This is a genomic window from Tenacibaculum xiamenense, from assembly GCF_964513065.1.
Classification (GTDB): Bacteria; Bacteroidota; Bacteroidia; order Flavobacteriales; family Flavobacteriaceae; genus Polaribacter; species Polaribacter xiamenense.
The window spans coordinates 440110-452263 of record NZ_CAZEQU010000042.1 but is presented as its reverse complement, the minus strand read 5'-3'; the positions used below and the strand labels follow the sequence as shown (position 1 = coordinate 452263).

The 12154-nt window shown below is 32.3% G+C and carries 11 protein-coding genes and 2 tRNA genes; 3 read left to right on the top strand and 10 right to left on the bottom strand.

All coding sequences use genetic code 11. The annotated features are described in order from the left end of the window. Positions 1 to 104: 104 nt before the first annotated feature. From ACKTTV_RS21605 to ACKTTV_RS21590, 4 genes are all read right to left on the bottom strand, one after another. Positions 105 to 187 (bottom strand) — tRNA-Tyr (locus ACKTTV_RS21605). 39 nt (positions 188 to 226) lie between these two features. Then, a tRNA-Lys gene (locus ACKTTV_RS21600) sits at positions 227 to 299 on the bottom strand. A gap of 133 nt (positions 300 to 432) precedes the next feature. Next, entirely contained in the window at positions 433 to 1197 is a 765-nt protein-coding gene (locus ACKTTV_RS21595) for an ABC transporter ATP-binding protein (RefSeq protein WP_408032954.1), read from the bottom strand. After that, a complete protein-coding gene (locus ACKTTV_RS21590) occupies positions 1198 to 1938 on the bottom strand; it encodes an MlaE family ABC transporter permease (RefSeq protein ID WP_408032953.1) in 741 nt (246 codons plus the stop codon). It lies immediately after the preceding gene. A gap of 116 nt (positions 1939 to 2054) precedes the next feature. Between ACKTTV_RS21590 and pafA the strand changes: the two genes are divergently transcribed. After that, on the top strand, positions 2055 to 3695 hold the full coding sequence (gene pafA / locus ACKTTV_RS21585) for an alkaline phosphatase PafA (protein WP_408032952.1): 1641 nt from the start codon (positions 2055 to 2057) through the stop codon (positions 3693 to 3695). An 11-nt stretch (positions 3696 to 3706) separates the two neighbouring features. Here pafA and ACKTTV_RS21580 read toward each other — a convergent pair whose 3' ends face one another. The 6 genes from ACKTTV_RS21580 to ACKTTV_RS21555 form a co-directional block, all read right to left on the bottom strand. After that, positions 3707 to 4072 (bottom strand): hypothetical protein, encoded by a 366-nt coding sequence (locus tag ACKTTV_RS21580; RefSeq protein ID WP_408032951.1) that lies wholly within the window; start codon positions 4070 to 4072, stop codon positions 3707 to 3709. A gap of 142 nt (positions 4073 to 4214) precedes the next feature. Beyond that, complete coding sequence (locus ACKTTV_RS21575; protein WP_408032950.1) at positions 4215 to 4577, bottom strand: hypothetical protein; 363 nt, start codon at positions 4575 to 4577, stop codon at positions 4215 to 4217. 76 nt (positions 4578 to 4653) lie between these two features. Next, complete coding sequence (locus ACKTTV_RS21570) at positions 4654 to 4809, bottom strand: YqaE/Pmp3 family membrane protein (RefSeq protein WP_408032949.1); 156 nt, start codon at positions 4807 to 4809, stop codon at positions 4654 to 4656. A gap of 102 nt (positions 4810 to 4911) precedes the next feature. Further along, positions 4912 to 7410, bottom strand: a complete 2499-nt coding sequence (locus tag ACKTTV_RS21565; RefSeq protein WP_408032948.1) for a M14 family metallopeptidase — start codon at positions 7408 to 7410, stop codon at positions 4912 to 4914. Positions 7411 to 7664: 254 nt separating this feature from the next. Continuing rightward, entirely contained in the window at positions 7665 to 9203 is a 1539-nt protein-coding gene (locus tag ACKTTV_RS21560) for a sulfatase-like hydrolase/transferase (protein WP_408032947.1), read from the bottom strand. 132 nt (positions 9204 to 9335) lie between these two features. After that, a complete protein-coding gene (locus tag ACKTTV_RS21555) occupies positions 9336 to 10214 on the bottom strand; it encodes a LysR family transcriptional regulator (RefSeq protein WP_408032946.1) in 879 nt (292 codons plus the stop codon). 84 nt (positions 10215 to 10298) lie between these two features. On the opposite strand from ACKTTV_RS21555, the gene ACKTTV_RS21550 reads away from it, so the two are divergent. Both ACKTTV_RS21550 and ACKTTV_RS21545 read left to right on the top strand, forming a co-directional pair. Further along, positions 10299 to 11033, top strand: a complete 735-nt coding sequence (locus ACKTTV_RS21550; RefSeq protein WP_408032945.1) for an SDR family oxidoreductase — start codon at positions 10299 to 10301, stop codon at positions 11031 to 11033. 3 nt (positions 11034 to 11036) lie between these two features. Continuing rightward, positions 11037 to 12080 (top strand): alpha/beta hydrolase, encoded by a 1044-nt coding sequence (locus ACKTTV_RS21545; protein WP_408032944.1) that lies wholly within the window; start codon positions 11037 to 11039, stop codon positions 12078 to 12080. Positions 12081 to 12154 lie beyond the last annotated feature (74 nt).

Sequence of the window (12154 nt, the reverse complement as noted above, 5' to 3'; positions counted from 1 at the left end):
ATTTTGATTTGAACTTCATAGCATTATTAAGTATCTCGCAATTTTTTGACTTTACAAATTTATATAAAAAACAAAAACCTCAATCGAAACGATTGAGGTTTTTGTGGGGAGAGCAGGATTCGAACCTGCGAAGTCGAAAGACAACGGAGTTACAGTCCGTCCCATTTGGCCGCTCTGGAATCTCCCCTAGAGCTAATAAAAGCTTCTTATGATAAGAAGCTTTTTGTGACCGGGCTGGGGCTCGAACCCAGGACCCTCTCCTTAAAAGGGAGATGCTCTACCAACTGAGCTACCCGGTCATTTTTGCTTTTGCATATCTGCGTTTGCGGGTGCAAATATAGAACCTTTTATTGATTGCACAAACTTTTTTTGGGGTTATTTTTAGAAAAAAAACAAACTTTTTTTTACCCCTCTAAAAGCCAGAAACTTACCTTATAAATCATTTAAGTAAGCTTTTCTAACTTTTTTGAATAAGTTCGAAGAATACACAAAATTCACTACTGCTTCGTTGTCCGTTTTAAAGATTTCTTTGTTTGTTCCCTCCCATGCTTTCTTTCCATTTTTAAGAAAAACGATCTTTTCCCCAATTTCCATCACGGAATTCATGTCATGGGTATTAATTACTGTTGTTATTTTATATTCGTCAGTAATCTCTTGTATTAAATTATCAATCACAATAGCCGTCTGTGGATCTAAACCTGAGTTTGGTTCATCACAAAACAAGTATTTCGGATTCATTACAATTGCTCGTGCAATAGCAACTCTCTTTTGCATTCCTCCAGACAACTCAGCAGGAAACTTCGAATTTGAATTTTCAAGATTTACTCTTTTTAGTACAAAGTTGACTCTATCCAACATTTCATCATTAGGTAACTTCGTAAACATTTTTAATGGAAACATTACATTTTCCTCCACGGTTTGAGAGTCGAACAAAGCACTTCCTTGAAAAACCATTCCTAATTCCTGTCTAAACTCCCTTTTCTCTTCAATGGTCATTTCAGTATTTATACGTCCATTGTATGTTATTGTGCCTGCTTCAGGTGTATGTAAACCAATCAACGATTTTAAAAATACTGTTTTCCCTGAACCACTTTGACCAATAATAAGACTTGTTTCTCCTGGGTTAAACGAAGTTGTTATCCCCTTTAAAATTTCGACACTACTAAATCCCTTATGTAAATTTTTTACTTCAATCATTTAGGTCAACAACATTTGAGTTAAGAAATAATTTGCTATTACAATAATTACAATAGTCCAAACAACAGACTGCGTACTTGCTTTCCCTACTTCGAGAGAACCTCCTTTTACGAAGTATCCATGATATGATGGAACCGTCGCTATCAGAAAAGCAAATACCACCGTTTTTATGAGTGCATATTTAACTAAAAAAGGATTAAACTCCATTTGAACTCCTGTTATAAAATCAGTCCCCGAGAATAACCCAGAAATAACACCAGCAACCCAACCTCCAAATATTCCAAGAAACATTCCTAAAACAATTAGAAAAGGATAAAATAAAACCGTGGCTATAATTTTAGGCAACACCAAATAATTTAATGAATTAATTCCCATAACTTCCAATGCATCTATCTGTTCCGTTACACGCATAGTACCAATACTAGAAGTAATATATGACCCTACTTTTCCTGCCAAAATTATAGAACAGAATGTTGGTGCAAATTCAAGAATTACTGAACGCTTTGCTGCAAATCCAATTAAACTTTTAGGTATAAATGGACTTTCTAGGTTTAATGCTGTTTGAAGTGCTATTACTCCACCAATAAAAAAAGATATAAAAGCAATTATTCCGATTGATTTGTGTCCTAACTCCTCAATTTCTCTCATTAATGCCTCTCTAAAAACTCTGGCTCTTTGAGGTTTAGTAAACACTTGTTTTAACATCAGAAAATATTTACCGATGTGTTCAATATAATTCATTAATTAAAATCGATTTATTCATTTGCTAATGTATAAAAAACCATTAACTCTTACCATATTTATGTGTTTTAAGCATTGATTTAATTACTTTTGAACTAGAAAACAAACTAATTTAAATGAAGAAAAGTAATTTTGTCTTGTTTGTATTTATTTTACTGATAAATACCAAGCTTACTGCACAACAACATTATTCGGAAAACCCAAAGCTTGTTGTAGGTATTGTTATTGATCAAATGCGTTATGATTATTTAACTCGATTTGATAAAAAATATGGTTCTGAAGGTTTTAAAAGATTGTTAAATAATGGTTTTTCTCTTGAAAATGCTCATTATAATTATATTCCAACATATACAGCAGTTGGCCATACTTCAATATTTACAGGTACAACTCCTTCAAATCATGGAATTATTGGTAATCATTGGTATGATAAGTATGAAAAATTATCTATTTATTGTGTTGATGACAGAAAATATGAAACTGTAGGTAATAATGGTAATGGAGGTAAAAAATCACCTTATAGATTAATAACGACATCAGTTGCAGATCAACTTCGTTTAGCTCAGAATATGAAAGGAAAATCAATTGGTATTGCCATTAAAGATCGTTCAGCTATTCTACCTGTTGGACACACAGCCAACGCTGCGTATTGGTTTGATGGAGGAAAGGAAGGCGACTGGATTTCTTCTACGTATTATATGAATTCATTACCAAAATGGGTAAAAGACTTTAATAAATCGAAAAAAGCAGACGAGTATTTAAGTAAACCATGGAATACCTTATATGATATAAAAACGTATACAGAAAGTATTGAAGATAACAACGACTTTGAAGCTCCGTTTAAAGGACAAGAAAAACCTGTTTTTCCTTATGATATTCCGAAACTAAGAAAAAACAACAATAATTACAGTATTTTAAAAGCCATTCCTGCAGGTAATTCTTTTACCACAGATTTTGCGAAAGCGGCTATCATAGGAGAAAATCTTGGGCAATCTGAACATACGGACTTTTTAAGTATTAGCTATTCTTCAACCGATTATGTTGGTCATCAATTTGGAGTTGCTTCAAAAGAAACCGAGGATACTTATTTACGTTTAGATAAAGACTTGGCTAGCTTATTCAAATTTTTAGATGAAAAAGTTGGAAAAGGTAATTACACCTTATTTTTAACTGCTGATCATGCTGCAACTCAAGTACCATCTTATTTAAAAGCAAATAAAATTCCAGGGCACTATATTGAACCTGTAAAGTTTATGAACTTTTTAAAAGAGAAAACGAAAAAACATTTTAATTCGGATAGACTCATTGAAGACTTCTCTAATTTTCAAATCTTTCTAAATCAAGAAAAAATTGAAAGTTTGAATTTAAATTCTGATGAAGTTGCAAATGTCATTGCAGATGCCTCAATAACTTATAAAGGAATATATAAAGCTGTAACCGCGAAAACCATGCGATCAACAACTTTTACTAAGGGAATTTTAAACTCCCTACAAAATGGTTACAACCAAAAGTTTTCTGGAGATGTTATGCTTATTCCCACGCCTTCAACTATTATCTACTCAAGAAAAGGCACCACTCACGGTTCTGGGTATTCTTATGATACACATGTACCTATTATATTTTATGGAAAAGGCATAAATAAAGGTTCTTCGAAGAAAAAGTATGAAATTATAGATATTGCACCTACAATTTCGAATTTATTAAATATTGAATTCCCAAATGGAAATACTGGGAAAATTATAGAAGAAGTTATAAAATAAAAAAAACGCTCTTACTGAGCGTTTTTTTTCTCTTTGCTATCACACTTTTCTTCAGATTCCTTCTCAACGAAACATTTGTTAGATGTTCTTTTCTTTCTGAATCTCAAATTACCGTGTCTTAGCATCTCCTCTGCCTCTTTTGCCGTAATCTTTCTAGCTCTACTCTTTTTCTTTTTTATTGTTTTGTTCTTTCGTTTTTTAACAACCGCTTTCTTTAATAAAGCTGGGCTTAACGAATTTTCATCTTCTATATTATCTGAGTCTGCAATGAATTCAACATTATTTTCTGCAATCACCTCCTGAGAAAACATTGTAGGTGACATCATAAATAACGATAAGAATAATGTTATAATTGCTGTGTTTTTTAATGTTTTCATTTTTACTGTTTTTATTTACTTGTTACACTTATATGACACAGTATCAATTAAAAAGTCACATTTTTAAAAAAAACTTGATAATTTATTCTAATACTGAATACTTTCAATAGTATGTGGTAAGTTTAATTCAAAAAAAAACGCTCTACTGAGCGCTTCCTTTTTCTTTACATTCATTGCCATGACATCTGTCAGAATCCTTAACGTAACATTTAGTACTGGATCTTCTCTTTCGATACCGAATAAAATTTCCATGACTTAACATTTCTTCAGCTTCTGCTGCTGTCAATTTCTTTCTTTTCTTCTTAAATTTTTTGTCCCCCTTGATCGAACTTTCTCCTTTAACATCCGAATGAACCGTGCAATTAGAACTGTGTTTTGAATTTACTTCAATTTTTAATTCCGAATTTGAACTTTTTTCATTTTTCTGCTGAGAGAAAACTTCAGAAGACATCATAAAAGCTGATGCAAATAAAGAAATCATTGCAACATTTTTTAGTGACTTCATTTTTTATCATTTAATAATTCGTTCCACCTATATGACTCATTATCAAACCAAAAGTCACCAATAAAAATATATTTTTCTAATTAGGGTTATTCAAAATCACTAACGCTCCAATTACTCCTGGAACCCATCCACAAAGTGTCAAAAGAAATACGATTACAATTGAACCGCATCCTTTACCTATAACAGCTAATGGAGGAAATAAAATGGCTAGCAAAACTCGTAGTATACTCATAGTTAATTCTCTTTATATAAAAGACTGTTTTACGAGCAAAATGTTACAAAAAAAGTCGGAAAGAGGAGATCTTTCCGACTTTTGATTATAAATTTTTTACTACTACATTAATTTTCCAAAAAATATAGCATTCATTAAAAGTTTATTTGTCCCGAACCAAAAACCTCTAAAGTTTGTATTATCGGTAAAACCTAAAACGCGCCCTGCTCCCATTCTTTGAACTTTAAATGGAACGGTGTTTTTTAAGTTTTCTAGGTTCTCTTCAGAAATATAACCACTTAATAAAGGTGAATCAGTATATTGAATTGGGTTATTGTAACTTTTTTTATCTGGCTTAATAAAAAGGGTCGTGTTTCTAAATAAAGCTATTTCATCATCTTTATATCCAAAGTTTATTGGATGAGAACGATCAATCTTCGCCTTAAAGATAGCTCCTCCAATTACCTGAGCTCCTGAGTGCAATCTACGATCTTCGAATGAAACGTTTTTAACCTCATCTATCTTTGTAGATTTGATATCGGCATTTAAATAATGTTCACTTTTAAACCATCGAATAGCATTTCTATATCCTATTAATACCCCACCATTCTTTACCCATTTACTCAACTTATTTTTCACTTCTGTTCTTAACCCATAACTATTTGGAACAATTATCGCTGTATACTTATCAATATTCACTCGCCCTAAATAATCAGTATCTAACTTCGTTAATTTCATATCGAATCGTTGGTCTAGCATATGCCAAATTTCTCCAGCATCATAACTGGTAACACCATTCCCAACCAACATCGCTACTTTTGGTTTCTTTACTGCTCTAAAATTCCTACTACCTAAATCTATACCGATATTTTGTCCTGTAGTAACACCTGTAATTGATAAGTTATTTTCTTCGGCAACCTTATTTAAGAAACTAAATAATTCTCTTTGATTCAATTCTTGGTTTTGCACTGGAATAAAAATAGTTCCATAGTCATATGAATTCCCACCGTTTTTAAAGTTTTTCATTGCTACTTTAGCTCTCAGCCCTTTTTCCAATATTTTATTTAATGCTCTGGGGGTATAATATTCATTCCAAGGCATTAAATATCCGACATGACTATTCTTTGTTACCTTTCCAATATTTTTACGAAGATCCTTAATTTCTTCTCCAACTTTATTTAATGAAACATCACGAACTAAATCCACTCCAAAAGCAGCGTCGAATGTCCAAGCTGAAACATCATAAAACAAACTATCCTTAAATGTTTTTCTTATATCGAACATAGCCTCTACCAAACGATTATTTTTTTGATTTAAAGGAATAGCATAACTGAAGTTCTTTTTAAACTTCTTTCCATTTACTTCAAAATCGTTCTTGATTGCATGCAATTTTACTCTATGCTTTTTTAACACCTTTGCCAGCTCATATGTTTTCCCTGCATCTTTTTCATCCCCAAAAACTATTGCCTTATTTTGGTATAAGCTTCTTGATTTCTTATAAAAATCACGCTGATAACGTAATATTTTTGTTCTCATTTTATGAGCTGCCTCCAATGTAGATAGCGATGCTGTAAATTGATTTCTGATAGTAAAGGGGAAAGTCAGTACACCATTTTCACTTTCTTGGGCATGACCTCTTGAACTTCCTTGCTCAAACAAGATTCCAATACTTCCATTAACATCAGGAAATGTTGACCCTTTCCCATAATAGAAATCATCAAAATCTTCTTCAGAATAATATAATGAACCTATTTCATCCAATGCTTTTGCATGATACTTACCTATTTCTTTTGTTAGTTCTTGATTTAACGCTGGTGTTAAAGGATTCGTTCTTTCTGGAATTCCTGGTTGAAAAAAGAATGTAGAATTGGTTCCCATTTCATGATGGTCTGTTAAGATATTCGGTAACCAATCATGAAAAGTTTTAACTCTTGCGGTACTTTCAGGTAATTGAACTGGCAGCCAATCACGGTTCATATCAAACCAGTAGTGATTTGTTCGTCCTCCTGGCCATATTTCATGATACTCTCTATCATTAGGATCTGGATTAATATTACTTGCTTTGTTTGTATTAGCCCAGTAAGCAAAACGCTGTAAACCATCAGGATTCATTACTGGATCTAACAAAATCACAGTGTTATTCAATAGACTATTGACTTCTTCACCTTCCGCTGCAGCTAAATAATATGCCAAAACTAAAGCTGCATTTGATCCACTCGATTCGTTTCCATGTATTGAGAATCCTTGGTAAACAACTATTGGCTCATTTGACACATCAAAACCATCATTATCCGTTATTTCAATATGTCTTTTTCTTATTTCTTCAATTCTTGACTGATTGTTTTTAGATGTTATTGTAAGTAATAATAAAGGTCTTCCTTCAAAAGTTTTCCCTCTATCTTCAATAGATATTCTATCCGACGACTTGGCTAACTCTTTCATATAACTTACAAGTTTATCATGAGTTATATGCCATTCACCAACTTCATGCCCAACAACAGAAGCAGGAACAGGTATATTTTTATTGTATGTTACATTTTGGGGGAGATAATAATTTAAATTTACTTGCGCATAGGAACCTATGCCTACAGCAAGCAATAAGAGTAAGAATATTTTTTTCACTTTATTTAGTTTGTTAATGGTTCTTTTGAGAGTTATAAAATTTCACTTTTTGCTAAAAACTCAATATTTATAAGCCCTTCATTATCTTGTTAAAGATACTCAATACAGTTCTCTTAATTTTTTAGTCACTTTTTTTTAACGTTATTTTAAGAACTAATTTAGAGCATTAAACCAACCATTCCAAACTATTTTTCAACCACTTAGACAAAACGTATGTGTAAAATCCTCAATATGCACATATGGATATTTAACAGTTAAGGAATAATAACTTCAAGTTTTTCTTTATTCTTAATTGGATATAGTGCATTTTTATCATATAGCTCCGATTTAAGCGCTTTGAGCATTTTCTTTAGACGGGTTGGTTTACCTTCTACTAAATTTTTTGACTCAAATGGATCTGTTTTTAAATTGTAAAGTTCGTACTTCGGCATTCCGTCAATTTGGTAATGATATACTACTTTCCAATTCGAAAGTACCAAACTTGTATAATAACTGCTTCGATGTTTATGAGGATAATGATTAAGAAAGATTTCTTTTCTTCTATTATTTTTCTTTCCTGATAATTGCTTTTTCAAATTGGTCCCATCAATAATATAATTCCTAGGGATATCTATACCAACAACATCGCAAATGGTAGGAAAAATATCCATTATTGTTCCCATTTGTTCTTGTACCATTCCCTTTTTTATTGACAGCTCCTTTTGATATTTATTGTTTTTATCATGGGATATCCAACATGCCAAGAATGGAACTCGCATTCCTCCTTCCCAATGGGTTCCTTTTTTTCCTTTCAAAGGAAAAGAGCTACTGTAATTACTTTCTATTTTTAAGGGGGCATCTGAACCGTTATCACCTACAAAAAATAGAATTGTATTCTCTCCTAAACCTAAGTTCTTAACATGGTTAATAATATCACCAAGAGACTTATCTACCCCTTCTATTAACGTAGCAAAAGCCTTAGCTTTTTTCGGAACTTTTTTGTTTTTATACTTCTCTTGAAACCTTTTATCAGATTGAAAGGGTGAATGTACAGCATAATGAGACATCTGTAAAAAAAACGGCTTTCTTTCTTCTTTAGATTGAGAAATGAATTTTTTAGCCTCTATGGTAAGAGCTTCTGTTAAAAATAGTTCTTGTCCATGATACTTTTCCAATCCTTTTACCGCTCTTTTTTTTCTTCCTTTTAAATTTCCAAAATTTTCCATTCCATAATAACTTCCAGGCTGACCAATAGCACTTCCTCCAATATTTATATCAAACCCTAAATTTAGAGGATCACCTCCTTCACTTCCTATAGGTCCATAATGAGCTTTTCCAACATGAATCGTTTTATACCCTTCCTCTTTTAACATTTTGGGCAAAGTAATCCCTTCTTTTGTAAGCCCCTTCCAATTCCAGTTTTCAGGACCATAAGTTCCTTTATTATTAAACTCAGGCCTAATCCAATTTGTAACACCATGACGAGCAGAGTTTTGACCGGTTAGAATACTTGTTCGAGAAGGAGAGCATACAGAATGCGCATAAAAGTTAGAGAATCTAATTCCTTGTTTGGCTAACATTTTCATGTTTGGAGTTGAATAAAGCTTATTCAGTGGATACTCCTTAGGTTTATTTTTATTGTCAGTTAAAAACGGAACAGAAGTGTCCATTAATCCCATATCATCAACCAGAAAAACAATAATATTTGGCTTCGCGGGCTTTTCATCTTTTGAACTCAAGCAAACAAATGAATAAAAACTTCCCAAAATTAAAACTCCAAAAACAAAAAAACTCTTTTTATTAAATGACTTCATTTCAACCTTATGTTTAATACCATATTAAAATAAAACATTTAAACTTTTAAAGCATCTAATAAACTATTCTGAGTAACATCTTGTTACATAATTAAAAGAACAGATGAGAATCTATTAATAAAATAGAGTAAATTACTTTTTGTGGTAAACTCCTAATTTGCTAAACGGATTTACCTTAAGTGATTTTTTCGAAAAATATTCAATCAACATAGTTATCGGTTGTTCTTTCAAGCTTTTTCTTGAGTACGCCAAACCTACTTCCCGAAAATAACGAGGTCCATCAAACTTTCTTGTTTCAAAACCATACCAACCATCGACAAACCATTCTGGTAAAAAAGTAACTCCGAGTCCTGCCATTAGCATTGTTAAGGTTTCTGTTTTTGAACTACAATTAGCAATAGTTTTGGTATAATGCCCACCCATATTTAAAATAGAAAGACATTGTTGGTGTGCCTCACAAGTTGGACAGTGAATAAAAACTTCATTTTTTAAATCTTCAATTGAAATAACTTCTTTTTTCAATAGTGGATTTCCATTAGGAATACATAACACATAATCTTCTTTCCACAAAGGCAAGAAAATATCTTCATCATATTTCCACTCTCTAACTAATAAATTGATGTCATTCTTTCTTGAAATATCATTTATTTCCCATTCTACTGACTTTAGTAGATCCGTGGCTTTTCTAAAAAATTGTTGCTTATGTTCTTGAGGAAGTCCATTTGCTACTCCAATAACAACCTTGTTTTTAAATTCAGTATTTTCAAACAAGTTACTTAATAAATCAAGCTCGCTCAACAGTCTTTTTACTGTAGGGTAAAACTGATGACCTTCAATTGTAGCATCTACGCCTTTTTTATGTCGAACGAAAAGTGATTTTCCTAATTCACCCTCCAAAGTCTTAATTCCATGAGAAATATTAGGCTGAGAAACAAAACATTGCTCAGCGGCTCTAGTTAAATTCTTCTGCTCATAAACAGAAACAAAAAACCTTAGAAGACGAGTATCCATAAATTAAAATTATAATAAATATACAAATTTAGTATTTTGAATACATAAAACAACGAAATAGCTTTGTATTCATAAATATAAATTATGAGTAAAATTAAAAACAAAGGGTTAATCGTTATTACTGGGGCAAGCTCAGGCATTGGAGCAGAAACTGCAAAACTCTTTTCCAAACATGGGCATCCATTATTATTGATTGCAAGAAGGTTATCTAAATTAAAAGAACTAAATCTTTCAAATACCATTTACAAAAAAGCTGATGTTTCAAATCTTCAAGAGCTTAGAGAAGCTATTAATTATGCAGAAAACATATATGGACCTACCGATTGTATTATAAACAATGCTGGGGTTATGCTTTTAGGTGATGTTACCGATCAGGATCCAGAAGAATGGAGAAAAATGTTTGAAGTCAACGTATTTGGGGTATTAAATGGAATACAAGCCGTACTTCCTAAGATGAAAAAGCAGAAGAAAGGAACCATTATCAATATCAGTTCGATAGCTGGGAAAAAAACATTCGCAAATCATGCCGTTTATGGTGGAACTAAGTTTGGTGTACAAGGAATCACTGAAAACATCCGGGAGGAAGTTTGTAAATACAATATACGGACAATGTCAATTGCTCCTGGCGCTGTTGAAACTGAATTACTATCCCATACCAGTTCGAGTGAAATTATTGAAAATTATGAACAATGGAAAACAAACATGGGAGGAGTTCTTAACCCCATAGACGTTGCCAATAGCATATGGTTTGCCTATGCTCAACCACAACATATTAATATAAGAGAAATTGTACTAGCCACTACTAAACAAGAAGTTTAAAACATGAAAAAAATCGCCACAGTTTTTATACTATTTATTTTTTTAAATAACTATCAAATGATCTCTCAAACCAAAAATGAAAAAGGTATTTATAATACTTCAATACAGTCAGGCAAAAACGAAGTAAATTTTCTAAGTGAAAATACACGAATAGCAGGAAATTTGTTTTTCCCTCCAAATTATCAGGTAGATAAAAAATATCCTGCTATAGTTTGCATTACTCCAGCGAGTGGAATAAAGGAACAAACTGCCGGTATTTACGCAGAAAAATTAGCTAAAGATGGTTTTATTACATTAGCCTTTGATCATAGAACCTACGGAGAAAGCGGTGGATATCCACGTGCTATGGAAAATGCTCCAATGAAAGTAGAAGATATTAAAAATGCTATTTCATTTATGGGAACCTTAAAAAGTGTAGATGCAGGAAACATAGGTATTTTAGGTGTTTGCTCTGGGGCAGGATATGGCATACAAACGGCCATATTTGATCAACGAATAAAATCTGTAGCAACTGTAAGTGGTTTTATAGACTTTATCAACTATGGTATGAGTGGAGCAACCCAATACAATCAATTCTTAAAGGGAAACAAAATAGCACAACTTCAAGAACAGATAAAAATAGGAAATGACTCACGTCAGAAATTTTTCGAAACTGGGGAAGTTGTTTTTATTGATGGGATTCCTGAAAAAGGATCTGGACTAGGCGAGTTTTGGGATAAAGCAGCAGATTACTACAGAAATCCTAAAAGAGGAGGTCAATTTAAAACATACAGCCCATTGAGAGCTGCAATGTCACTTGATACAAGATACTTCTTCAATCCAAGTGAAAAAATTTATTTAATGGCTAACCGACCTTTTCTTGCTATTGTAGGAGAGAATGCTATATCTGCCTACTTCAGTGAAATCACCGTTGAAAGAGCTAAAGGTGATAAAGAGTTATTTAAGATTAAAGATGCTGATCATTTCGATCTTTACGATCAGGAACCTTATGTTAATCAAGCTGTAACAAAATTGAAGAGCTATTATAAAAGAACCCTTAGAAATTAGCCTTTCTACCTTACAAACAATAGATTTTTTTTATCTATCACCAGTTTTTAGCCCCCTATAAATCTCATTTAAAT